Below are 24,678 nucleotides of genomic sequence, written 5' to 3'. Positions count from 1 at the left end.
GTTCGTGTTTGTCTGCGGTCCGCAGCAGATGAGCACACGGAAACGTGAACTATCATGCGGAACTGAAATATAAGGGAGTTTAACCCATGGCACTGTCTTCCGAAGAGAAGAAGGAAATCCTCAAGGAGTTCGGCCTTCACGAGACCGACACCGGTTCGCCCGAGGCTCAGGTTGCGCTGCTGACGCGTCGCATCACCCAGCTGACCGAGCACCTGCGCACCCACCGTCACGATCACCACTCGCGTCGTGGCCTCATGCTCCTCGTTGGTCGCCGCAAGGGCCTGCTCAAGTACCTGGCTTCCCGTGACATCGACCGTTACCGTGACCTCATTGCACGTCTCGGTCTCCGCCGCTAAGAGCTTCACACACTAATGCGCTAGGTTTGCCTAGCGCATTTTTTGTGTGAGTAAGCAACATAGATTGCGGACGCAATCGTGGCGAGTGCTGTCTGCCGTAACCAACAGCAGGTCGATTTGCGCCGTTGCCTGTGTCTTTCGATCCCTCTGTTCGTGCATTTTGGTCATCAGTGATGCAGCGGCGTTCCAGTAATCCCTCGACACGTGCCAGAGGAATCTGGGTACAGCACGAATATGACTCTTGTAGTGCAAGGATACCTGGTGCGACTCATCCGGTGGAAAGAATTCTCCTCGTACAGCACTGCGGACACGAACCGGGACGATAGCGATATCAACAATTTGCTGTGTCGGCGTGGAGGAGTACTGTTGCGCCCTCAATACGACCTGCAGTTATCTAATTGACTAGCTCGATTTCTTGAATCCACAGTGATGGACCCATGTCTTTGGGAATGGCAACATGAGAGGTTTTCTCACCTGTGTTGGCATCGTAGGCGGTGAAATAGAACGTGTCCTCGTCGCTTGTACCTGTCACAACATAGTCTTGGGACAGCGTGCTTGCATACGGGGCATCCTCCGGCAGTGGATCAGTTTGCCATGTTGTTTCCAGGTGCGACGTGTGCCGGTCCCAGGAAGTCATTATACCGGGTCGATTCAGCCAGGAATAGTTCCCGTCACTGATTAGACTGTTATAGGGCGATAGCTCCTCATATTCCTCCAGCAGGGGAGCGAAAGCCGCAGACTTTCCTGCTATGTCGATATTCGCGCTCATCATGTGGCTTCGACCTTCCGGATCATCCATGCTGATAAAAACTGTGAGCAACCCGTCATCGTCGCAGCTAGCCATTTCTGTGAAGATTTGCGCTAGCGGACGTGGATCCCCCGGAAGCTCAACAGTAAACAGAGGATCCCCGATGGTCCACTCGTCGGATACTTCATAGACCTTGATGGAGCGACGTTTTGATTCGTATGTCGTCTCGTCATAATCGATTTCCACAGCAGCGATGTAGCGCTTTCCTCCACAAACCCCGGTGGCGCTGGAATTGCCGTTAACCGTAATGACATGAGTTTCACCTGTGCGGTTAATAAAAACATAATCATCCACCCACCCATCGGTATTCTCTCCTGAATGGGTGATGCTCGAAATTATGTACCACCCATCTGTTGTAGCGGAGCGCTTCACTGCATCGATTCCAGGAAAGTCCACATTACCGGTGAGGTTACCGTCCCAGTCGTAGAAGCTAATTGTTTCTGCGGTCACGAGGGCGAGCCCATGATCAAGGGGGACGGCGGTAAATTCCCCGCCGTGAGTTCCTGTCCACACCAAGGGGGTAAGCTTTCCATCTTTCAGAAGTCGCACGTCCGCAGTTTCCAGTCCAGTGCCGAAGAAACCTGTTTTTGTGTAATCGCTTTTTAGAGTTACTAACACGGGTGGACCGTCCCACGCCTCTGCTCCAACCTCCTGGGGCTTCGCCCCAAAAAAGTACGTTGCACCAACATTGGCGCCCATCAGGAGACCAATCAGAACCACTACGGTTATACAACCGAGACCGCAGCCCGCCAGCCAGCGTTTCGGACGCGACAAGCCTCTAAAAAAGCGCACAAGCTTAGACATCGCACCCACTAGTATTCCTCGAGTAAACCACTGCGCACGATGTTGAATGGATAGACTCCTGGGCCGCGGTTAGAGTCGAGATTGATTGTCGGTGCAGCTCGCATGTAGGCCCTCCATACCAGCTCGGAACAGTTTAGCTTGTCTTCTGCATGTGGTCCGAAACTCTTATTAAAGGCGAAGTTTAGATCGTAAGGAGTTTTATTACGAGCGTGAAACGAAGCGAAGGCGGTTGCAGAGGAAACTTGGCTACTGGATGCAGAGGGAACATGGAAATAGCGAAGCCCAGGGCGCAAAACATTATCAGGTGTAACGATGAAGCGTGCGGTTTTCCCGATTCCCTCGGCTTCAACGGCCGTGTTGGGATTCACAAAAATCCCAACGTGGCCGTAGTTAGCAGCAGTAGCCTTGCCTTCTTCAACAAGTTGTTGTTTGCTGCCCCGGCCAGCCCAGTTATAGTAAATGTCCCCACTTCGGCGCAGTTGTGCTTTGGTTTCTATGAGGGGTTTCTTGTCCTGAGGTTTTCGGGAAAAATCGAAAATCTGTGGGTTCGCACTTCGTTCGGTGGCGTAGCTGGTGGTGAGGGGTTGGCCGGTCATCTCTGCGAGTCCTTCTCTGAGAGCTGCGTTTAGTTTGGCGGGATCCCCATCGACGTACTCTAACGCTGCGCGAATAACCTCCGGCAGAATGGAAAAACCAGCCCACACCCCAATCGCAGACGCGGGGTTATTCCAACCCCGGTACCGACCACCCTGAAAATCCTGACTAATCATCGCAGTACCAGGATCCTCCACACCGTCAGAAGTTGGATACCCCCACGATCCCACCTCGTAGCCTTGCTCCTGCCACTGGCGAAACACACCAATATTGACCGGATGCGCACCAGTTGCCGGGTGCCAATAAATCCACCCATTTTCAAAACGGCTCATCCTGCCCACCCCATCAGGCAAACCAACCTCATCAGCAACAGGAAAACCCAACCATGAATTCTCTGCCCCCATCTGCTCATACTTTTTAAAAATCTCCCCATAGACCGCCACCCCCTGGTTCAACTTCCACAAAAGAGCACCATGCTCAAAATACTGCTTACGGCCCATAGGCACCCGCGTACCATGCTCATCACTCGTGGGGTACCCCAACGGGCCCTGTTCATAACCGGTCCTGCCCCACATCGGCATAAAATGCGTCGGCACACTCCACGCCCCTGTACGCGGATGCCAATAGATCATCCCATTGAGGAACTGGGTTCTCTTTCCCACCCCATCAGGGTTTGTCAGTTCATCCGAGACAGGGGTCAGGAGAAAACTGGTCGGCCCACCCAGTTGAAGGTACTTCTCCAAAATCGCCCCGCACACAGTCTTATTCAGTGGCGCAAAAACGGCACATCCCGCCACAGACCGTTGCCTCATCACCCGAAGAGAACGGTTAGCTTTCCGTAATGCTGCAAGCTCAGCATCCGAAAACTGAGGGACCGCACGCGTGGTCTGTTTATCCCGCTCAACTTGCTGCGGGTCGGTGAAATCATCCGTATTCAACACGTCCAACACCACATCCCCCGCCCCTCCACCAACCGAAGTTGCCTCACCCAAAACTGCGTCATCTGAACCGAGAACTACACTCTCCTCCAAAGCAGGAGAAAACGCACCAGCATCAGACTCCTCAGCACCAGCCCCTGAAGCCCCTGCAAAGGTCAAACATGCCACCACACAAACACACAAAACGCTTCGCATAAGAAGTCTCCTTCAGTAAAACAGCCTGTTATTTACAGCGTAAAACCACTTCCCAACCCAAAACAACATGACAAAAATCACAGTGGCGGAGGGTCTTCGCTAGGGTCTCGACCGTTCGAGGGTGCATCACTCGCTTTGTTGTACTCATTGGCATTTCGAACTCGATAACTGGCGTGGAGTACAGACAACGGAGCAAACGCCTCACTCTCAAAATAGGGTAAGGCGTTGTGCATCGTGGTCTCTCAAAGTGACGTACTTTATATTGATGAGAATCCTCCGTGTGATATTCGACATAAAGGGTGGCAAAAGAGAGTACTCACCTTCTTTAGGGCGTATTTTAGGTAAAAAGACGTTGCGACCTCAGGCTGGTGAATACATGCCTTCCTTCCTAATAAAAACTGGCCGTGACATTTTCCGCACGGTGAGAGAGCGGCTAATAAAAGGTCATCCTTATAGTGCTAGTGCGGAGGAATTTCGAGTTTTTGAGCTGACTATAAATTTGGTACAGACTTGCAAGGACCCGACCCCTTGGATGTGGACACCTGGGGTGAAAATTTGATTGGGTTTGATCTTAGCAGACGTGGTTAGGCGACACGGTACATCTGTTTCTCCTCGAAAGTGTTCGGGGCTTGATAGCCACACCAACTGTGGCGCCTGGATGTGTTGTAACGGGCACACCACCGGAACACTTCCCTACGGCATTCAAGCGGGTTTGCGAAGGTTTTCCGATCCTGAAGTACCTCTCTTTTCAACGTGGAGTTAAACGACTGAAGCAAACGCGTTATCAGCACTGGTTCCCACAGACCCCATCGATTGGGTGACACCAAGGTCACTGCAGGTTTTCTTAAACACATCCGAGGTGTACACACTGCCGTGGTCGGAATGAAACACCGATCCTGCAAGGCTTCTACGGGTGGCGCATGCATTGTTCAAGGCCTCAATCACAAGCAAGCTCCGCATGTGGTCATTGAAAAGCAAAGCCTACAAGCCTGCGAGAACAACAATCCAATACTGTCGCCAGATACATGTTCGACCCGTCAGCGATAGGCAGGTAGGTGATGTCCCCAACATAAAGTTTGTTGAGTCTATCGGCGTAGAACTTGCGGCGTACAAGGTCAGCAAACACGTTTCGGCCTTTGGCTCGCACGGTGGTTTTTACTCTTCGTCGCCTGGTATACCCGTAAAGGCCTACATTCTTCATGATCCTGGCCACACGCTTGTGGTTTAGGGGAGTAGAACCTGGATCATCATTAAGTTTAAGCCGTGATGCGTTTTGCACCGTAGCAGCCGTTTTCTTGCCGGAAGACCTCCGTGATACGCACCCCAAGAAGTGCATCTGACAAAGCCTTGTGATCCCGCCTTTCGCGTCTACTACGCCAGGCGTTGTAGCTACTGCGGTGGATTGTCAAAACGGCACACATCCGCTTGACCGAGTATTCGGTGCGGTGGTCATCAACAAACCGGAAGCGGATCACCAGTTTGTCTCTTCTGCGAAATATTTCGCGGCCTTGACCAAAATATCCCGCTCCTCACGAAGCCTCGCATTTTCTTTCCTTAACCTGCGGATTTCCTTTTCCACAGTGGGATCAACATCCGGCTTCTCCACAGCAACAGGTGTTGTCTTCTTACCTGTTCCAAACTGGTCAATCCAATAGCGCAGTGTGCCTCGATTGATCCCCAAATCCTTGGAGACCTGGTTCATCGACACATCGGGATTGTTCTCATACATCGCAACCGCATCACGTTTGAACTCCTTAAGAAAAACTTCTACGGGGCATGACAGTAGACTACCTTTCCCCCGACCCAACAAGCCGGGAATCAGGGTGTCCACACAAACGGGGTCAGCTCCGGCATTGTTTTCTACGTGGTTGCGGCAGCGGTTCTTGTGAGCATGGGACGCGACACGATTCATGGTACGGTCTCGATCGAAGCGCTCACAGCCGCGATCGCGTTTGTGCCCAAGCTAACTAACTCGCTGGCGATGATCTTGATGTCCGTCACTGCGCTTGGATCGAGTGTCCACACTGTCGATCGATTCCTGTGGCTGCGGGAGTTTATCAACACCGGACTCGAGCAGAAAGCGCCTGAGGACCAGGTTCCCGTGCCGGCGGAACTTAACCAGGGAATCGATATCCAAGGCCTCACCGTGACCTATGCGGGTCAAACCTCACCGGCACTCAACAAGGTGAACCTCCACATTCCCGCTGGGAGTGTGCTGGCGGTTGTGGGTGAAAACGGTGCCGGGAAGTCTACGCTCGCGCAGTGTCTTCTGGGGTTGATTGATTACGAGGGCTCCATCAAGGTCGATGGGCGGGAGCTCACCACAATCGACGGATGGAACAGTGCCACGTCGGCCGTACTGCAGGACTTTCTCAAACCACAGATGACTGCGGTGGAGGCCGTCACTCTTGGGCTCGGAACGAAGTTTGGCGATGAGGATGCAGCGCGGAACGCGTTAGATCGAGCCAACGTGGGGGACCTTTGCGAGGCGCTGCCGGAGGGATTTGCCACTCGCCTCGGATCGCTTGGTAAAGGCCAAGAACTCTCCGGTGGACAATGGCAAAAGGTGGCGCTCGCTCGCGGGTACGCGCGGCCGTCTCCGCTGCTCACCGTGCTCGATGAGCCCACATCGGCACTTGACCCGGAGTCCGAGAAGCGCTTGTTTTCCAGCTACCAAAAGATCGCGCGGGATAATGCCACCTACGGCGGTATCACCGTCATCATTAGCCACAGGCTGCCCACCTCGTTCCTCGCTGACACGATTGTGGTGCTTGACAACGGTGATGTAGCAGAAGTCGGTTCACATGTGCAGCTCATTCATCAGGACGGTCTCTACGCCGAGCTGTTCCGTATCCAGAGCGAGGGCTACACCAAGGAATAGGCAAGGAATACAAACCGCGCGCCCTCGTTTGCCCTTCAAACGTGGGGCGCGTCCATCGTGGTGCGGAGGCACTGTCAGTGCTCACGTATGGCAAGAATTGGGGTCTGGTTTAATGGGTGTCTGGTCTACAACGCTTGCCGTAAAGGAAAGGAAACTATACAATATGAATTGTAAATTTATTTCCTGTATAAGGAGATTTTCCTATGGCATCGAGAGAAGCATGGTTCCACCGCGTTCCTTCTTGTTGCTTATGTGCGCCTGGTGCGCGTGACGCTTAGGAGCGGATACCAGCTGTGGCCCTTGTGGCGATGGCTGCAACGCTACTGGCGGCGATCATCCGGTATAGGAGAGAGAAGACAAGGCGGGAAGAAATTGGGTGAAACTAGACCAAACTTGGTGCGCAAATACCGGCGGTGGGAAGAGCTGACGCAGGCGGAACTCGCTGAGAAAGTGGGCGTGTCGCGACAGACTATCGCGAATATTGAGCGCGGTAACTACTCTCCGTCCGTGCATCTTGCGCTGGACATTTGTGACGTGTTGAAGCAATCGGTGGAAGTCATCTTTGGTGGAAAGGATGCGAAATAATGAATCTTGGAGATCGGCTCGTCGCCCAATATGAAAGGGCTGTTGACGACGAATACGAGCGCCTCGTGGTGCACCAGGCATCGACGGTAGCGGTGCAAGTGAGAAATTCCATCACCATGATCTGCCTGGCCATCCTGGGCTGGGTGTTACCCGGGAAACTGGTGTGGTGGTCGTTGTTGCTCTTGGTGCCGGTAGTCGGTGGGGAACTGCTGTCGTTTTTCTGGTACAGGCGCAAGATTGCGATGCCACGGGCGATTGCGTACCCGTGGCAGGTCAACCTCGTGTTCCTCATACTTCTCGTGGTGTGGGGGACCGGTGTCGGGTTCAACACAGGAGTTCCGTTCGCCACGGCGATTGGCGGTGCCATCGGTTTCGCCGTGGCTCTCATCGTCGTCCCGCTGGCCCTCATGCACCGCCGCGAGCGCGACATCGTCTCCTTTGAAGGGGACGACTAAGCGGAGGGTGCCGTCGCAGTAGCGGTTAGCGTCCGTTCGCCCGGGGCATCCCCTCGAGGAAGCCGGAGGCGGACTGGACGCCAACGATGGCGCGCTCGTGGAACGATTCGAGGCTATCCGCGCCGGCGTACGTCATGGAGGAGCGCAGGCCGGAAATCATCCGGTCGATGAGGTCCTCCACGCCTCCCTTGTTCTTGTCCACGGTGATCTTCGCGGTGGAGATGCCTTCCTCAAACATCTTGCGGCGGGCCCGCTCGAACGGGTCGGTGGTGGCGTTCCGGTTTTTCACGGCTCGGCTCGACGCCATTCCGAAGGATTCCTTGTACCAGTTCCCCTCGCTGTCAACGTGAAGGTCGCCGGGGGATTCGAACGTTCCGGCGAAGAGGGACCCAACCATGACGTTGCTCGCGCCGGCCGCCAGTGCGAGCGCCACGTCGCGGGGGTTGCGCACCCCGCCGTCGGCCCACACGTGACCGCCGAGCGCACGGGCCTTCTCTGCGCACTCGAGCACGGCGGAAAACTGCGGCCGGCCCACGCCGGTCTGCATGCGCGTGGTGCACATCGCCCCCGGGCCCACGCCCACCTTGGCGATGTTCGCGCCCGCACCGAGGAGGTCCGCAACACCGTCGGCGGTGACGACGTTGCCGGCCACAATCGTGACGTCCGGCAGGGCCTTTCTTACCTTGTCGACGGCCCGGAGTGCGGTTTCCTGGTGACCGTGCGCTGTGTCCACCACAACGAGGTCCGCGCCACCGCGCACCAGCTCGCTCGCCCGCCCTGCCGGGTCACCGTTGATACCCACGGCTACGCCGACGCGGAGCTTTCCCTCCTCATCCACGGCGGGGGAGTAGAGCGTCGCGCGCAGCGCCGACTGCCTGGTCAACACGCCGACGAGGATGCCCTCACCGTCGATGACAGGGGCGACCTTGCGGGAAGCGTCGACAAGCAAACCAAAGGCAGCCTTGGGGTTGACGGAATCCGGAATCGTCATGAGCTCCGTCGACATGATGGCGCGCACCTGTGTGAAGTTGTCGCGGTTGGCCAGGTCCTTGTCGGTGACGAGGCCCACAGGGCGACCATCGGTATCGACGACGATGGCGGCGCCGTGCGCGCGCTTGTGGATCAAGTTTTTGGTGTAGCCCACCGTGTGGTGGGGATTGACGGTGATCGGTGTATCGAAGACGGTGTGGGAGGCCTTGACCTTACGGATCGTCTCCGCCGCGATGTCGGACGGAACGTCCTGGGGGAGGATCGCAATGCCACCGCGGCGGGCGACAGTCTCCGCCATCCGGCGACCGGCAACGGCCGTCATGTTGGACACCACCAGCGGGATCGTGGTGCCGGAACCATCGGTGGTGGCGATGTCAACGTTGCCTCGCGAACCGACCGCAGAGCGGGAGGGAACCATGAAAACGTCGTGGTAGGTCAGCTCGTAGGGCGGGGTGGAACCATTCAAAAACCTCATGTCCCTTACCCTATCGCGGTGCCCCAGTCTCCGGGACCGTGACACGGGAAGGGCACCGGAAGAAGGACACCGGAGGTAGGGCACCGGAAGCGGTTCTCGCGCCAGAGTAAATTGCCTGCTAGAATGGTTCGCGGTCTGAAAACCATAAGAAAGCTAATGAGGGCAGCACCGACGATTGCCCGAGAGGATTACTGGATACGAGGAGTGAACTCGTACATGAACGATGTACAGACTTTTGTCGATCAAGAGGTCGGCACCTTTGAGGCCACGGCCACTATTGATAACGGTGACTTTGGTACCCGCACCATCCGCTTTGAGACGGGCCAGCTAGCCCGCCAGGCGGACGGTTCCGTCACCGCCTACCTTGACGATGACACCATGATGCTCGCCACCACCACGGCGAGCAACAACCCCCGCGAGGGCTTCGATTTCTTCCCGCTGACAGTTGATGTGGAAGAGCGCATGTACGCCAAGGGCAAGATCCCTGGCTCCTTCTTCCGCCGTGAGGGCCGCCCCTCCACCGACGCGATCCTCGCCTGCCGTCTCATCGACCGCCCGCTGCGCCCGACCTTCCAAAAGGGCCTGCGCAACGAGGTCCAGGTTGTTATCACGGTGCTCAGCGTTGACCCCGAGGAGTTTTACGACGTGGTCGCCATCAACGCCGCGTCGGCCGCAACCCAGCTGTCCGGCCTTCCCGTGTCCGGTGCCGTCGGCGGCGTGCGCATGGCCCTCATCGCCGATGAGGACCACAAGGACGGCCAGTGGGTCGCCTTCCCCAACGCGCAGCAGCACGAGGACGCCCTCTTCGAGATGGTCGTCGCCGGCCGTCGCGTGAAGAAGGGGAAGAAGAACGACGTTGCCATCATGATGGTGGAGGCCGGTGCCACCGCCGGCGTGCTGGACAAGGTGTCCGACGGTGCTCCCGCACCGACCGAGTCCGTCGTTGCTGAGGGTCTCGAGGCCGCCAAGCCGTTCATCGATACCCTGTGCCGCGCGCAGGATCAGCTGAGCAAGCTTGCCGCCAAGGAGAAGAAAGAATTCCCGATCTTCCCCGATTACACCGACGAGATCCTCGAGGCAGTGCGCAAGTCCGCCTCCAAGAAGATCCGCGAGATCATGTCCATCCCCGGCAAGCAGGAGCGCGACGGCGCGACGGCCGAGCACATGGACGAGATTGTGGACAAGCTTCTTCCCCAGTTCGAGGAAGAGGACGAGGGAGCAGAGAAGAAGATCCGTGCCGCCTACAACGCGGTGACCAAGGAGATCGTCCGCCACCGTATCCTCACCGAGGGCTTCCGCATCGACGGTCGCGATGTCAAGCAGATCCGTGACCTCTCCGTTGAGGTTGAGCTCGTACCGCGCGCCCACGGTTCCGCTCTGTTCGAGCGTGGCGAGACCCAGATCCTCGGCGTCACTACGCTGGATATGCTCAAGATGGAGCAGCAGATCGATTCTTTGACCCCTGTGACCTCTAAGCGTTACATCCACCACTACAACTTCCCGCCGTACTCCACCGGCGAGACCGGCCGCGTGGGTTCCCCCAAACGCCGCGAGATCGGCCACGGCGCACTCGCCGAGCGCGCCCTCGTCCCGGTCATTCCGTCCAAGGAAGAGTTCCCGTACGCCATCCGCCAGGTCTCTGAGGCGCTGGGCTCTAACGGCTCTACCTCCATGGGCTCCGTGTGTGCGTCCACCTTGTCCCTGCTCAACGCGGGCGTCCCGCTCAAGGCGCCCGTTGCTGGCATTGCTATGGGCCTTGTCTCCGACAAGATCGACGGCAAGATGCATTACACCGCTCTGACGGATATCCTCGGCGCCGAGGATGCCTTTGGTGACATGGACTTCAAGGTTGCCGGTACCTCCGAGATTGTCACCGCCCTGCAGCTCGATACCAAGCTCGACGGCATTCCGTCCAACGTTCTCGCCGCAGCTTTGCAGCAGGCCCACGAGGCCCGCATGGAGATCCTCTCCACCATGGCTGAGGTTATCGATGGCCCCGATGAGATGAGTGAGTTCGCTCCGCGGATCACCTCCATCAAGGTGCCGGTATCCAAGATCGGTGAGGTCATCGGGCCGAAGGGGAAGAACATCAACTCCATCACCGAGGAAACCGGCGCGGATGTCTCCATCGAGGAGGACGGCACCGTTTACGTGTCCGCCACCACCGGTTCTGCTGCGGATGCCGCGATTGAGAAGATCAACGCGATCGCCAACCCGCAGATGCCCAAGGTGGGCGAGCGCTTCCTCGGCACCGTGGTGAAGATCGCCAACTTCGGCGCGTTCGTCTCCATCCTGCCCGGACGCGACGGACTGATCCACATCTCCAAGCTCGGTGGCAAGAAGCGCATCGAGAAGGTGGAGGACGTTATCAACGTGGGTGAAAAGGTCGAGGTGGAGATCGCGGACATCGATAACCGCGGCAAGATCTCCCTCATCCCCGTCGATGGCCACTAATTTAACGTTGGCTGCCTAACCGGTAGCCTTCCTTGCACTGCCGTCACTTGGCTTCCAGGTGGCGGCATTTCTTGTGCTGTACCAGGCTGGCCATGGAAGCTAGTAGGATGTAGACCATGTCTTTGTTGAAAGTTGGAGTTGTAGGTGCACACGGCCGTGTAGGCCAGGCAGTTGTGGAGGGCGTCCAGGCGGCTGAGGATCTCGAGCTGGTCGCAGCAGTCGACCGGGACGATTCCCTGGAAGAGCTCACCAAGGCGGGGGCAGAGGTCGTAGTGGATTTCACCACACCCGCCGTAGTGATGGATAACCTGCACTTCTACATCGACAACGGGATCAACGCCGTGATCGGCACCACCGGCTTCGACGATGACCGCATCGCTACCGTCAGCTCCTGGCTGGAGGGCAAGGAGAACCAGGGTGTTCTCATTGCGCCGAACTTCGCCATTTCAGCAGTTCTCACCATGGTGTTTGCCAAGCAGGCCGCCCGGTTCTTCGAATCCGCCGAGGTGATCGAGATGCATCACCCGAACAAGCTCGATGCCCCCAGCGGCACGGCTATCCACACCGCCGAGGCGATCGCCGCCGGCCGTGAGGCTACGAGCGAGCCCGATGCGACGGAAAAGAGCCTGGACGGTGCCCGTGGTGCCGATGTCAAGGGCGTTCCGGTGCACGCCATCCGCATGACGGGTGCCGTCGCGCACGAGACGGTCATCTTTGGTACGCAGGGCCAGTCTCTCACCATCAAGCAGGATTCCTACGACCGAACAAGCTTTATCCCCGGCGTGCTTGTTGGCGTGCGAAACATTGCCCAGCACCCGGGGCTCACCGTCGGCTTGGACAAGTACCTGGGGCTGTAGGACATGGCCCAGCACGCAGACCTTTCAGTGCAACTTATCGCCCTGACGGAGTTCCATCCACCGCAGGATGTGGAGTGGACCACGGATGCCGAGGATTCGCCCGAGGCCTTGGTGGAATTCGCCGGTCGCGCCTGCTACGAAACGTTTGACAAGCCAAACCCCCGTACTGCCACCAACGCCGCCTACCTTCGCCACATCATGGAGGTAGGCCACCTGTCCTTGCTTGAACATGCTTCGGCGACGATGTACGTGCGTGGTATCTCGCGCTCGGCAACGCACGAGCTGGTCCGGCACAGGCACTTCTCGTTCTCGCAGCTCTCGCAGCGCTACGTACACCCGGGGGAGACGGAGGTTGTTGTCCCCGCGGAGATCGCGGGCGACGAGGAGCTGGAGAGGCTCTTCATGCGCACCGTGGATGACACGCGCTTTGCCTTTGAGGAGATCTTGTCTTCGCTGGAGGAGAAGCTTGCCGACGAGCCCAACGCGTTGCTGAGGATGAAGCAGGCGCGCCAGGCTGCCCGTGCGGTGCTGCCCAACGCGACCGAGTCCCGCATCGTCGTCACCGGAAACCTGCGCGCGTGGCGGCACTTTATCGGGATGCGGGCGACGGAACACGCCGATAAGGAAATCCGCACTTTGGCGGTGGAATGTTTAAAAATACTGGCTAAGAAGTGTCCCGTCGTGTTTGGTGATTTTGAGGTCGCCACGCTGTCGGACGGATCCGAAATGGCAACGAGTCCGTACGTAACCGATTTCTAGGAACTATCAAGATTTAAGGAGCGCTCATGAGTAACACATTTGGAACAGTCGCCGTAGCGATGGTGACTCCGTTCGATTCCGCTGGCGACTTCGACGAGGCTGCGAGCCGAAAGCTGGCCGCACACCTGGTTGACGGTGGGTGCGACGAGCTCGTTCTCAACGGGACTACGGGAGAGTCGCCCACAACAACTGTTGAGGAAAAGGTAGCGCTTATCCGGGCAGTCAAGGATGAGGTAGGGGACCGTGCAGTCATCGTCGCGGGGGCCGGGACCAATAACACCCGCACGTCCATTGAGCTTGCAAAAGAGTCAGCGAAGGCAGGGGCGGATGGGCTCCTCGTTGTTACGCCGTACTACTCCAAGCCGAGCCAGGAAGGCCTCAAGCAGCACTTCACTGCAGTAGCCAATGCGACAGATCTGCCGGTTATCCTGTATGATATTCCGGGTCGCTCTGGTATCCCCATTAAACCGGATACAATTCGGGCATTGGCCGAGCACCCACGAATCAAGGGTATGAAGGAAGCAAAGGGCGATCTTGCATCCGCCGCAGCTCTCATTCCCGAGACTGGACTGGAGTACTACTCCGGTGATGATTCGCTCAATCTCCCCTGGTTAGCGGTGGGAGCACGTGGGTTCATCTCCGTTGCTGGCCACATTGCACCGCAGCTTCTACGAGAACTGAAAACGAGCTTCGAGGCCGGCGACCTCGCCCGTGCACGGGAAATTAACGCCACGTTAGCACCGCTGTATGCCGCTCAAGCACGACTTGGGGGTGTCAGCCTAAGTAAGGCTGCTCTGCGTTTGCAGGGCATTGAAGTGGGAGACCCCCGCCTGCCACAGGTGGCAGCAACACCTGAGCAGGTGGAGGAGCTCCGCTTGGAACTAGAAAAGGGTGGATTCCTTTAAATATGACCGAAACTCGCAACCGGAGGCGTCGCGCGGAGCGGAAGACTGGCTCTGCCGACGCTCCTTCGAACGTCGACACCTCGGCGGCTACCAAGAAGCGGAGTAACAGCCGCCGTGCCACAAGCTCACACAACCGTGGCAACGGTGGGTCTAACAACTCCGCACAAAACAAGAACGCGCGCAACAACAACGGCGCGAAAGCCAACAACAACAAGAAGTCGGGCCGGCAGCACGGGCGCAACGTTGTCCACTCCATGCAGGGCGCGGATCTGACCCAGCGTCTGCCCGAGCCCCCGAAGGCCCCCAAGAACGGGCTTCGTATTGTGGCCCTTGGTGGCATCTCGGAGATCGGCCGTAATATGACCGTCTTCGAGTACAAGAACCGCATTCTGCTGGTCGATTGTGGTGTTTTGTTCCCGAGCTCTGGCGAGCCGGGCGTGGACCTCATCCTGCCGGACTTCTCTTACATTGAGGACCGCCTCGACCAGGTGGAAGCCCTGGTTATCACCCACGGCCACGAGGACCACATTGGGGCGATCCCGTTCCTGCTGCGTCACCGGCCGGACCTGCCCATCCTCGCGTCCAAGTTCACGTGTGCGCTCATCTCGGCCAAGTGCCAGGAGCACCGCCAGCGTCCGAAGCTCATTGAGGTGAATGAGCTTTCTGAGGTTGACCGCGGACCGTTTAACATTCGCTTCTTTAACGTGGGGCACTCCATTCCGGACTGCTTGGGCATTGTTCTCAAGACCGGTGCAGGCACGATTTTGCACACCGGTGATATCAAGCTGGATCAGACCCCTCCGGACGGCCGTCCGACCGACCTGCCGGCCATCAGTCGGTACGGTGATGAGGGCATTGACCTGCTTATGTGCGATTCCACCAACGCCACCACGCCGGGTATTTCCGCCTCGGAGGCGGATGTGGCACCGACCATCAAGCGTCTCGTGATGGGTGCAAAGCAGAGGGTCATCCTGGCCTCGTTTGCCTCCAACGTGTACCGCGTTCAGGCTGCTGTGGATGCCGCCGTGGCCGCTGGCCGCAAGGTTGCTTTCAACGGCCGCTCCATGATCCGCAACATGGATATCGCGCAGAAGCTCGGCTACTTGCAGGCCCCGCGTGGCACCTTTGTCACCATGGATGAGGCTGCGAAGATGGCGCCCCACAAGGTCATGCTCATCACCACTGGTACGCAGGGTGAGCCCATGGCTGCGCTGTCCAGGATGGCGCGTCGTGAGCACCGCCAGATCACGGTGCGCGACGGCGACCTTATTATCCTGAGTTCCTCCCTCGTGCCCGGCAACGAGGAGGCAGTGTTCGGCGTGATCAACATGCTGGCGCAGATCGGCGCCACGGTTGTCACCTCGCGCGATGCACAGGTGCACACCTCCGGCCACGGCTACGCCGGCGAGTTGCTGTTTATCTACAATGCGGCCCGCCCGGTCAACGCGATGCCGGTGCACGGCGAGTGGCGTCACCTGCGCGCCAACAAGGAACTGGCAATCTCCACGGGCATCGATCCCTCGCGTGTTGTGCTCGCACAAAACGGCGTGGTTGTGGACCTTGTCGACGGCCGCGCACAGGTTGTTGGTCAGATCCCGATCGGCCACCTGTACGTCGACGGCACGACGATGGGTGACGTGGGTGAGCACGTGCTCGCCGACCGCACCGAGCTGGGGGAGAGTGGTCTTATCGCTCTCACCGCCGTGATCGATAACCGGTCCGGACGTCTCCTTGAGCGTCCGACGGTCCAGGCTCGCGGCTTCTCCGAGGACGCGAAGTCCATGATGCCGGAGATCGCGGAGCTTGCGGAGAACATCATGCTCGATCTTGCCGGCGAGGGCGAGAACGATACCTACCGTATGGTTCAGCAGCTCCGCCGCAGAATCCGGAAGTACACGGAGAAGAAGTGGTCGAGGAGCCCGATGATCGTCCCCACGGTCGTCCAGATGGCTAGCCAGACCGATTCTCTCGATGACGACGACGTCGCCCAGACCGTCGAGTCGAGGTAACAACAAAAACGACCACCGCCGCACTTTCGTGCGGCGGTTTTTGCTTAGGCTCAGAGGCTTAGGTTCAGAGGGTCGTTGCAACGCTAGCTCTTTGCGAGTGTGTTGTTGTGGTTGTGGGTGCTGGCCCGTTTCATTCGCTGACTGAGTCTGATCGTGTTCAGTTGATTGCGGCGGTTGTGATGAGGCGGTCTTTCGGCGGAGCCTGCAGTGCGGGCTCTCGCCGCGCGGACTGTGGTGGCTATCCCTGATCGGGCTAGCCTTTCGAAGGCGCGGAGGGCGATGCTCGAGCGCGGACGGCCCCGGCGTTGGTCCTATGTGCGAGGTACACTCGTCCTATGAAGTTTGCAGAAGTGGAACGTCGCCGTCTAGCCGAGACACTACTTTCCGTGGGGCCCGATGCGCCCACTTTATGCGAGGGGTGGACAACCCTGGACCTGGCCGTGCACCTGTACGTGCGCGAAAATCGGCTCGATGCTGCAGCGGGGATCTTCATACCGCTGTTCAAGGACCGGCTGGAGACCGTGTCCCGTGAGGTTGTCTCGTGGGGGTATGAGAGCGTGGTGAAGAAGTGGGCCAAGGGCCCGCGGTGGCCCGTGCCGGCGCAGATGAACACGGCTGAGCACTTCGTCCACCACGAGGACGTGCTTCGCGCGCAGGAGGGCTGGAATGGCCCGCGCGCCCTCAACGAGTCCGAAGAAAAGGAACTCTACGCCTCGCTCAAGATGATGGCCCCGATGCTGCTCAAGGATCAGCCGGTGCCGGTTGTGGTGGAGCCCACCGGTTTTGGCCGCTTCGTGGCGGCTGACAAGCACGGCGTGGCGGAAAACGGCAGCGATGTTCTCCGTGTCAGCGGCCCGGTGGGCGAGATCTTCATGTGGGCCTTTGGGAGGAACGTGTACCGGGGACTCATTAAGTCACGGTAATTTCCGCTTTCACACGGCGTTGCCTGTGTGAAAAATGTTGCATGAGGGGTTATTGTTACTTACATGACTGTGCGTAACTCCTCTGCAAGCCGTAGAAAGAAGGCAGAAACCGGCCCGTCTACCCGTAGACCCGCCGGGGACTCTCGTACGCACCCGCGTTCCTCTGCTTTTCGCGCCGCCGATACGGCCGGCGAAAGGACGGGCAGCGCCACCCGTGCCACCGCCAAGGGCGTGAGCACGCTGCTGAGCGCCGTGGCGCACGGCTCCGCCAACATCGTGCGCTCCATCGCAAGCCCGAAGCCGAACCCCGAGGAGTTTGAGGAGGACGATTTCTGGAACGAGGAAGACGATTTCGCCCTCGACGAGGAAGAACCTCAGCGCCCCCCGCGGCGACTGAGAAAAAGAAAGAACTCTCCTGAACCTGTAGAGGAGGCCGACACTACGCCCACTCCAGAACGGGGCGATCCCGCCCCGCGAGCCAGCGCACGCGACAGCGAGCCCACACCGAGCTCCGACGGCATTGCGCTGACGCTGTTGGGCCTCGCCGTAGTCCTTGCCGCCGCAGTGTGGTTCAACCTCGCCGGACCGGTGGGGGAGTGGATCTCGGTAGGGGTCGGCTCCGTCATCGGTGCCGCCCGGTGGCTTCTTCCCATCGCACTCGTCGCCCTGGCGTGGATCCTGTTTTCGGGCAAGCAGGTGACGTTTGAGAGACGGAAGGAGATCGCCCTCGGCGGCACCATCATCGTCGCCTGTGTCCTCGGGATCCTCCACATTTTTGCTGGGCTGCCGGGTGATTGGCCCGGCCGTATTGAAGCGGGTGGCGCCGTGGGGCTCATCGTGGGCCAGCCGCTGGCGCTCGGTTTCTCCCGCTACATCGCCATCCCGCTGCTTATCCTCGCCGTCATCTACGGTGCCGTTGTGGCAACGGGAACCACCGTGAAGGATTTCGCCACGGAACTGTGGAACTACCTGGGATTCGGCTCCGCAGGCGGTGGAGATTTATCCGCCGAGGACGACGATCTCTACGGTGATGCCAGCGATGAGATAGATGCGCTGGCCGAAAACCGCCCGCTTCCTCGCCGGTCCGAGCGTGCACGCGATGTGAGGCCACCGCTGCCTCAGCGCGGCAGTCGGGGCCACACCACGCCGTCCCCGCGGCGTCTGTTCACAGCCTCCACCGAGCCCGAGCCGGAGACCACCGCGCCGGAGACCGCCGCGATGCCCGCCGTACCGACGGGTGAAACGGCGGCAGCAGCTGCCCCCGAACCCCAGCCAGAGCCTGAGCCTCGGCGCGCACCCAAGCCACAGCCGGCGCCGGAGCGTCGACAAGCCACCCCCAAGCCACAGCCGGCGCCGGAGCGTCGACAAGCCACCCCCAAGGCAGCCTCGGTGAGCGAGGAGGACACCGACGAGGAGGACGATTCGGCGCCCGCTATGGACATGGTGTCCTCCCATGCGAACTACGTCCTGCCATCGACGTCACTGCTCATCCCGGGCAAGCCACCGAAGGCACGCTCTGCTGCCAACGACCGGATCATCGATGCCATCGACGAGGTGTTCCGCGAGTTTAAGGTGGGCGCCCAGGTCACCGGGTTCTCCCGCGGGCCGACAGTGACCCGCTACGAAGTGGAGCTGGCGCCGGGCGTCAAGGTGTCCAAGATCACCAACCTCCAGGCGGACCTCGCCTACGCCGTGGCCACGGATAACGTGCGCTTGCTCGCCCCTATTCCGGGCAAGTCCGCCGTGGGCATCGAGGTGCCTAACAGCGACCGTGAGATGGTGAGGCTTTCCGACGTCCTCAACGCGCCCGCCGTGCAGAAAAACGACGACCCGCTGGTCATCGGGCTGGGCAAGGATATTGAGGGCAACTTCGTCAGCCACTCTATCCAAAAGATGCCCCACCTGCTCGTTGCCGGTTCCACCGGTTCCGGTAAGTCCGCGTTTGTTAACTCGATGCTCGTCTCGCTGCTTACAAGGGCCACCCCGGACCAGGTGCGGCTCATCCTCGTTGACCCGAAGATGGTGGAGCTCACCCCGTACGAGGGCATCCCGCACCTCATCACGCCGATTATCACGCAGCCGAAGAAGGCCTCGGCGGCCTTGCAGTGGCTGGTGGAGGAGATGGAGCAGCGCTACCTGGACATGAAAGCCGCGCGCGTGCGTCACATTAAGGACTACAACAAGAAGGTTCTCAGCGGAGAAATTCAGGCCCCGGCCGGTTCCGAGCGGGAGTACCGCCCGTACCCGTCCATCGTGTGCGTGGTGGATGAGCTTGCCGACCTCATGATGACGGCCCCAAAGGAGATCGAGGATTCCATCGTCCGCATCACGCAGAAGGCCCGCGCCGCCGGCATCCATCTCGTGCTCGCCACGCAGCGCCCATCGGTGGACGTGGTGACGGGACTTATCAAGACCAACGTCCCCTCCCGCCTCGCCTTTGCCACGAGTTCGCTCACGGACTCCCGCGTGATCCTCGATCAGGGCGGCGCCGAGAAGCTCATCGGTATGGGCGACGGCCTGTTCATCCCGCAGGGCGCCGGTCGCCCCCGCCGTATCCAGGGTGCCTTTGTCACCGACGAGGAAATCCAGGCCGTGGTCGACGCCGCCAAGCAGCAGGCCGAGCCCGAGTACGCCGAGGGCGTGACCGAGGAGAAAGAACCGGAGAAGAAGGCCATCGACGAGGAGATCGGCAAGGATATGGATGACCTTCTCGAGGCCATCAATCTGGTGGTGACCTCCCAGCTGGGCTCGACCTCCATGCTGCAGCGCAAGATGCGCATTGGCTTTGCCAAGGCAGGCCGGCTCATGGACTTGATGGAGTCCCGCGAGATCGTCGGCCCCTCGGTGGGCAGCAAAGCCCGCGACGTGCTGGTCAAGCCGGAGGAGCTCGACACCGTCATCTGGCTTGTCAAGGGTGCCGACCCCGCGACTGCCCCCAAGGAAGTAGCCGAGGAGGACACCGTCGACGGCGAGGTCGTCTCCGAGGAAGTCGCCACCGCAGACCCGCAGACCACGACGGTTGAGGTAGCTCGCCCCACCAACGGAGTGTTTTAGGGGCCGCCGGCGCGTGTCGCTACGCAATGCCCGTGCCACGCCGCGTTGGCGCAAACAGGCGGGTGTGGGCTAAAGTCGGTACAGTTGTGACGAGGGGAGTAACCCGCAACGGCGTGAACGTCATCACGGTGCACCGCAAACCGGTGGCGCATCCGGGCACGTCGGCCACGCACGTGGTGGGTAAGACCTCACAGGTACTTTTGTCTTACCGGAGGTCTATTCATTCATGGAAGTACACCTAGTAACGTGGATCATCACCATCGTGGTGTTGCTCGGGTTCATCGTGTTTGATTTTTACTCACACGTCAAAAGCCCCCACGAACCGACGATGAAAGAAGCCGGCGGGTGGATGGCGTTTTACATGAGCCTCGCCGGGCTGTTCACCATCTTCCTCTGGTTTAACTGGACGCACGAGCACGCGCTCGAGTTCTTCAACGGTTACATCACCGAGCTGTCGCTGTCCATCGATAACCTGTTTATCTTCGCCCTCATCATCGGCTCGTTCAAGACCCCGCGGGCCTACCAGCAGAAGGTGCTGCTCATCGGCATCGCCCTGGCGCTGGCCATGCGGCTCATCTTCATCCTCCTCGGCGCAGCCGCCATCAACGCCTGGAGCTGGGTGTTCTACATTTTCGGCGCGTTCCTCCTCTACACGGCCATCAAGCTCGTTGTTGACGAGGTCAAAGGCGATGACGATACGGACATCGATGACATGTTCGTGGTGAAGACCGCCCGCAAGGTGATCCCGGTTTCTTCCAAGTTCCACGGCGATCACCTGTTCACCGTGGAGAACGGCAAGAAGATGGTGACCCCGCTCATGCTCGCGCTCGTCTCCATCGGTTTCATCGACCTGATGTTTGCCTTCGATTCGATCCCGGCGATCTTCGGCCTCACGCAGGAGCCGTACATTGTGTTCGCCGCCAACGCGTTCGCCCTCATGGGTCTGCGCCAGATGTTCTTCCTTCTCGACGGCCTGTTGGAGCGGTTGGTGTACCTCCCTTACGGTCTCGCCACCATCCTCGCCTTCATTGGCGTGAAGCTCGTCCTCCACGCCCTGCATGAGAACAAGCTCCCGTTTATCAACGGCGGTGAAGGCGTGGAGGTCCCGGAGATTGGAAACATCACCTCCCTCTTCGTCATCGTCGGCGTGCTGGCTGTCACGGCCATCGCCTCGATTATCAAGACCAAGCGTGATGAGGCTCAGGGGGCGGTTGCCCCGGACTGGAACCCGGCGTCGCACACGCCAAAGGATGAGGACGCAGAACAGCAAAGCGCCTCCGAGGCTCCTACTTCCTCCGAGATACACCCCCGGCGTTAGTTCGCGCCACAAGGCAAGGCTCCCGTCCCCAACGAGGGACAGGAGCCTTCTTCATTGTCTAAGAGATGGCTGCGTTAGAAGACGCGGAGGACCGGGTCCCAGGCCACGATTCTGCGGACTGCGATCCTGTTCTTGCGGTTGAACGGGTCGTCATCCATCACGGCCTCGGCGTCGGCCACGGTGGCGCCATCGCTGAGGGAGAGGACGATAAGCGCCTCACCGGGTTCGGTCTCCTTGAGTGGCCCGGATCCTACGAGCATGCCCTTCTCCTTGAGTCCCGCGAGGAACTGACGGTGTTCGGGGCGCACAGGGGAAACCGCCTCGGCATCGGTAATGTATGTGTAGAGGACTGCAAAGTATGTCATGGCATAGAGTGTAGTGAGTACGTGATGAAAATCCTGTCAGTGAAGGTGGTTAAGTGGCTGCTTCTGAGCACACGGTGACAACGTCTACAACGTCGCCGAAACAATCCAATGTCAACCTCCCCAACGCACTGACCACGTTGCGCATCATCGCCGTTCCCTTCTTCGGGTGGGCGGTGCTCAAGAGCGGAGGGACCGATTCCACGTGGATGTGGTGGTCGCTTGCGATCTTCGTGGCCGCCATGATCACCGACAAACTCGACGGCGACATTGCCCGGGCGCGCGGGATTGTCACCGATTTTGGCAAGATCGCCGACCCGATTGCAGATAAGGCGCTCATGATCACCGCGCTGGTCACGCTCAACATTGTGGGCGGGCTTCCGTGGTGGATCACGGTGGTGATTGTCGTCCGTGAGCTGGGAATTACCCTGTGGCGGATGGTGAAGTTGCGCGACGGGCAGGTTGTGCCCGCGTCCAAGGGCGGAAAGATTAAGACCACGCTTCAGGCGATCGCCGTGGGACTCTACCTCGCGCCGCTACCCGGGTGGATGGATATTCCGTCCCTCGTGGTGATGCTGGCGGCGGTGGTTGTCACCGTATGGACGGGTATTCAGTACCTTGTCGACGCCAAGAAGCTGAAAGGATAGGTAGTCACCGTGAAGGAGCCTCTTCCTGTCGCCGTGGAGCTCGTGCGGGTTTTGCGCGAGAGCGGTCAGACTGTGGCGTTTGCCGAGTCACTCACCGCCGGCCTCGCCGCTGCTTCCGTTGCCGATGTGCCCGGCGCCTCCGCAGTGTTGCGCGGTGGGGTGGTTAGCTATGCCACCGATGTGAAGCGCGATCTGCTCGGAGTCGATGCAGATGTGTTGGACAGCGTGGGGCCGGTGTCGAAGCAGTGCGCGGAGCAGATGGCCGCGTCCGTGCGGGCGCTTCTCGGAGCAGATTGGGGCGTGAGCCTGACGGGGGTGGCAGGGCCGGATACCCAGGATGGGCACGCGGTGGGGGAGGTGTGGATCGGCCTTGCTGATCCCCACGGTTATGCCGTGGCGTTGAGGGCCTACCCTAAGCGCCATCACCGGTGGATTCTGGTGCCCGGTGAGGAGACACCCGTCGCGGTGGTGGATGGCGATAGGAACACGATTCGCGCCGCCTCCGTGGAGGCTGCTCTGGACGAATTGCTCACCCTGGTGAACTTGATGAACGAGGATGAAACGGGAGGACACGACGCTTAGGGGCGCTAGCGGAACAAAATCGGCACCCCGCTCGTTGAAGTAAGTGATGGTAACAACAATTTCCCCTGTGAAGATAGAAGCGATGTCGGCTCACGGAGAGCACAGCGGCAATCACGCGCCGCAGGTGCCCAGCCGTCACCGCAGTCCCGATATCCTGCTGCGTGAGGCTTTGGGCACCGCGCTGCGTACCTTCCGTGCGGACAGTCACTTGACGCTGCGCCAGCTCGCTGACCTGGCTCGGGTTTCTCCCGGCTACCTTTCTGAGCTGGAGCGTGGGCGCAAGGAAGTGTCGTCCGAATTGCTCGCGTCCGTGTGCCGGGCGCTGGGCGTCTCGGTGGCGGATGTCCTCATCGAGGCAGCCGGCACCATGGCGATGGTGGATGCAGCGGCCGAGCTCGAGCACGTCTAAACTCGAATGGTGATTGCCTCGGTGCTCCCGCTGACGGCGGGCTAACGAGGGTCTACACTTAGGTATCAACACAACGAAACTAACTGTGCATACGCACGCTGCCCGAATTTAGCGGCAGTGAATGACGAAAGGCTGGATAACTCACCGATGGCTAATCCCTTTGTGAAAGCGTGGAAATACTTCATGGCTCTCTTCGATTCTAAGATCGAAGAGAATGCTGATCCGAAGGTTCAGATTCAGCAGGCTATCGAGGAAGCGCAGCGTCAGCACCAGGAGCTGTCCCAGCAGGCTGCTGCGGTCATTGGCAACCAGCACCAGCTGGAGATGAAGCTGAACCGCAACCTCGGCAATATTGAGAAGCTTCAGGGCAACACCCGCCAGGCTTTGCAGCTGGCTGACAAGGCTCGGGCCGAGGGCGACGTGCAGAAGGCACAGGAGTACGAGAACACGGCCGAGGCTTTCGCCGCACAGCTGGTGACCGCTGAGCAAGAGGTTGAGGACCTCAAGGCGATGCACGACCAGGCTCTGCAACAGGCGGCTGCCGCTAAGCAGGCTGTGGAGCGTAACTCCATGCAGCTCCAGCAGAAGGTGAACGAGCGCACCAAGCTGCTCTCGCAGCTTGAGCAAGCGAAGATGCAGGAGAAGGTATCCGAGTCGATCCAGTCGATGAACTCTCTCACCGCTTCCGGTTCCACCCCGAACCTTGATCAGGTGCGTGAGAAGATTGAGCGCCGCTACGCCAACGCTTTGGGCAAGGCGGAGTTGGCTCAGAACTCCGTGCAGTCCCGTATGGCGGAGGTTGAGTCCGCTGGTTACCAGCTGGCCGGTCACAGCCGTCTGGAGGAAATCCGTGCGGAGATGAAGGGCGAGCTGTCCTCCGGTTCCGGCAGCACCAAGCAGCAGCTGACCCAGGGGGATACTGCAGAAAAGCAGCAGTAGTTCCCGCTCGGCTACGTTGTGATGGCGCACGTTCGCGTGCGCCATTTTTGCGTCTTCTACCGCGTTCAATTTCGGGTACCCGCTGGCGAAGCACAAAGCAAAGCACCTTAAGGGAACTCAAGAGCGGGGAGGAGCGGTGCCGCACTCGGTGATGCCGACGATGGAGGATGCGGCATTCTTCTTCCCACGGCCCAGGCCGAGGGGGCAACAAAAACCTCAACGTGGACTGTTTCCCCAATGAGGAGAGAATCCGCCGTCAGAGTGCAAACTGGGTCTATCGAAGCCGGTTTGCGGAATAGCAGGTCGAACGTAAACCTGGGTGAAACAAAGAGCCCGGGTGAACGAGAAAACCTGGTTGAACCAAAAAACCTGGTTGAAC

Annotated in this window: 20 protein-coding genes and 1 pseudogene; 16 read left to right on the top strand and 5 right to left on the bottom strand. The window is 59.3% G+C overall.

Annotated features, from left to right (window positions below; all coding sequences use genetic code 11):
- Positions 1–86 precede the first annotated feature (86 nt).
- Positions 87–356, top strand: a complete 270-nt coding sequence (gene rpsO / locus HMPREF1219_RS03970) for a 30S ribosomal protein S15 (RefSeq protein ID WP_005389675.1) — start codon at positions 87–89, stop codon at positions 354–356.
- A 394-nt stretch (positions 357–750) separates the two neighbouring features.
- Here the strand turns inward: rpsO and HMPREF1219_RS03965 are convergent, their stop codons facing one another.
- From HMPREF1219_RS03965 to HMPREF1219_RS03955, 3 genes and pseudogenes are all read right to left on the bottom strand, one after another.
- The gene (locus HMPREF1219_RS03965) at positions 751–1,968 is read right to left on the bottom strand and encodes a hypothetical protein (RefSeq protein WP_016457732.1); all 1,218 of its coding nucleotides are present in this window, start codon (positions 1,966–1,968) and stop codon (positions 751–753) included.
- An 8-nt stretch (positions 1,969–1,976) separates the two neighbouring features.
- Positions 1,977–3,695, bottom strand: coding sequence for a hypothetical protein (locus HMPREF1219_RS12150; RefSeq protein WP_016457731.1), 1,719 nt, complete (start codon positions 3,693–3,695; stop codon positions 1,977–1,979).
- A gap of 584 nt (positions 3,696–4,279) precedes the next feature.
- Positions 4,280–5,424: pseudogene (locus HMPREF1219_RS03955) on the bottom strand (IS3 family transposase).
- Positions 5,425–5,586: 162 nt separating this feature from the next.
- On the opposite strand from HMPREF1219_RS03955, the gene HMPREF1219_RS03945 reads away from it, so the two are divergent.
- The 3 genes from HMPREF1219_RS03945 (at position 5,587) to HMPREF1219_RS03935 (ending at position 7,616) form a co-directional block, all read left to right on the top strand.
- Complete coding sequence (locus tag HMPREF1219_RS03945; RefSeq protein ID WP_016457727.1) at positions 5,587–6,576, top strand: ATP-binding cassette domain-containing protein; 990 nt, start codon at positions 5,587–5,589, stop codon at positions 6,574–6,576.
- A gap of 372 nt (positions 6,577–6,948) precedes the next feature.
- Positions 6,949–7,161, top strand: a complete 213-nt coding sequence (locus HMPREF1219_RS03940; protein WP_040426854.1) for a helix-turn-helix transcriptional regulator — start codon at positions 6,949–6,951, stop codon at positions 7,159–7,161.
- Complete coding sequence (locus tag HMPREF1219_RS03935; RefSeq protein WP_016457725.1) at positions 7,161–7,616, top strand: hypothetical protein; 456 nt, start codon at positions 7,161–7,163, stop codon at positions 7,614–7,616. The genes HMPREF1219_RS03940 and HMPREF1219_RS03935 overlap by 1 nt, the downstream gene beginning before the upstream one ends.
- A 25-nt stretch (positions 7,617–7,641) precedes the next feature.
- On the opposite strand, the gene HMPREF1219_RS03930 is transcribed toward HMPREF1219_RS03935, so the two are convergent.
- Complete coding sequence (locus tag HMPREF1219_RS03930) at positions 7,642–9,081, bottom strand: GuaB1 family IMP dehydrogenase-related protein (protein WP_016457724.1); 1,440 nt, start codon at positions 9,079–9,081, stop codon at positions 7,642–7,644.
- Positions 9,082–9,297: 216 nt separating this feature from the next.
- Here HMPREF1219_RS03930 and HMPREF1219_RS03925 point away from each other — a divergent pair, with 216 nt between their 5' ends.
- From HMPREF1219_RS03925 to HMPREF1219_RS03890, 8 genes are all read left to right on the top strand, one after another.
- Positions 9,298–11,535, top strand: a complete 2,238-nt coding sequence (locus HMPREF1219_RS03925; protein WP_016457723.1) for a polyribonucleotide nucleotidyltransferase — start codon at positions 9,298–9,300, stop codon at positions 11,533–11,535.
- Positions 11,536–11,651: 116 nt separating this feature from the next.
- Positions 11,652–12,392: a 4-hydroxy-tetrahydrodipicolinate reductase gene (dapB, locus tag HMPREF1219_RS03920; protein ID WP_016457722.1), complete on the top strand. Its 741-nt coding sequence runs from the start codon at positions 11,652–11,654 to the stop codon at positions 12,390–12,392.
- A gap of 3 nt (positions 12,393–12,395) precedes the next feature.
- The gene (thyX, locus tag HMPREF1219_RS03915; RefSeq protein ID WP_016457721.1) at positions 12,396–13,151 is read left to right on the top strand and encodes an FAD-dependent thymidylate synthase; all 756 of its coding nucleotides are present in this window, start codon (positions 12,396–12,398) and stop codon (positions 13,149–13,151) included.
- 26 nt (positions 13,152–13,177) lie between these two features.
- Positions 13,178–14,056 carry a 4-hydroxy-tetrahydrodipicolinate synthase gene (gene dapA, locus HMPREF1219_RS03910; RefSeq protein ID WP_016457720.1) on the top strand — a complete coding sequence of 293 codons (879 nt, stop codon included), beginning with the start codon at positions 13,178–13,180 and terminating at the stop codon, positions 14,054–14,056.
- Between the two features lie 2 nt (positions 14,057–14,058).
- Positions 14,059–16,065, top strand: coding sequence for a ribonuclease J (locus tag HMPREF1219_RS03905; RefSeq protein WP_016457719.1), 2,007 nt, complete (start codon positions 14,059–14,061; stop codon positions 16,063–16,065).
- A gap of 335 nt (positions 16,066–16,400) precedes the next feature.
- Complete coding sequence (locus HMPREF1219_RS03900; RefSeq protein ID WP_016457718.1) at positions 16,401–16,988, top strand: TIGR03085 family metal-binding protein; 588 nt, start codon at positions 16,401–16,403, stop codon at positions 16,986–16,988.
- A 63-nt stretch (positions 16,989–17,051) separates the two neighbouring features.
- Positions 17,052–20,042, top strand: coding sequence for an FtsK/SpoIIIE family DNA translocase (locus tag HMPREF1219_RS03895; RefSeq protein ID WP_016457717.1), 2,991 nt, complete (start codon positions 17,052–17,054; stop codon positions 20,040–20,042).
- A 226-nt stretch (positions 20,043–20,268) separates the two neighbouring features.
- The gene (locus tag HMPREF1219_RS03890; protein WP_016457716.1) at positions 20,269–21,360 is read left to right on the top strand and encodes a TerC family protein; all 1,092 of its coding nucleotides are present in this window, start codon (positions 20,269–20,271) and stop codon (positions 21,358–21,360) included.
- Between the two features lie 74 nt (positions 21,361–21,434).
- Here HMPREF1219_RS03890 and HMPREF1219_RS03885 read toward each other — a convergent pair whose 3' ends face one another.
- Positions 21,435–21,725, bottom strand: coding sequence for a YciI family protein (locus HMPREF1219_RS03885; RefSeq protein ID WP_016457715.1), 291 nt, complete (start codon positions 21,723–21,725; stop codon positions 21,435–21,437).
- 53 nt (positions 21,726–21,778) lie between these two features.
- Between HMPREF1219_RS03885 and pgsA the strand changes: the two genes are divergently transcribed.
- The 4 genes from pgsA to HMPREF1219_RS03865 all read left to right on the top strand — a co-directional run bounded on the left by pgsA (position 21,779) and on the right by HMPREF1219_RS03865 (position 24,299).
- Positions 21,779–22,369 (top strand): CDP-diacylglycerol--glycerol-3-phosphate 3-phosphatidyltransferase, encoded by a 591-nt coding sequence (gene pgsA / locus HMPREF1219_RS03880; protein ID WP_016457714.1) that lies wholly within the window; start codon positions 21,779–21,781, stop codon positions 22,367–22,369.
- A 9-nt stretch (positions 22,370–22,378) separates the two neighbouring features.
- Positions 22,379–22,951, top strand: a complete 573-nt coding sequence (locus HMPREF1219_RS03875) for a CinA family protein (RefSeq protein WP_016457713.1) — start codon at positions 22,379–22,381, stop codon at positions 22,949–22,951.
- Positions 22,952–23,033: 82 nt separating this feature from the next.
- On the top strand, positions 23,034–23,360 hold the full coding sequence (locus tag HMPREF1219_RS03870) for a helix-turn-helix domain-containing protein (protein ID WP_051120474.1): 327 nt from the start codon (positions 23,034–23,036) through the stop codon (positions 23,358–23,360).
- Positions 23,361–23,507: 147 nt separating this feature from the next.
- Positions 23,508–24,299, top strand: a complete 792-nt coding sequence (locus HMPREF1219_RS03865; protein ID WP_016457711.1) for a PspA/IM30 family protein — start codon at positions 23,508–23,510, stop codon at positions 24,297–24,299.
- Positions 24,300–24,678 lie beyond the last annotated feature (379 nt).

Source organism: Corynebacterium pyruviciproducens ATCC BAA-1742 (assembly GCF_000411375.1).
In the GTDB taxonomy this organism is placed as follows: Bacteria; Actinomycetota; Actinomycetes; order Mycobacteriales; family Mycobacteriaceae; genus Corynebacterium; species Corynebacterium pyruviciproducens.
The sequence above is the reverse complement of the archived record's forward strand: the minus strand, read 5'-3'. Positions and strand labels throughout refer to the sequence as shown.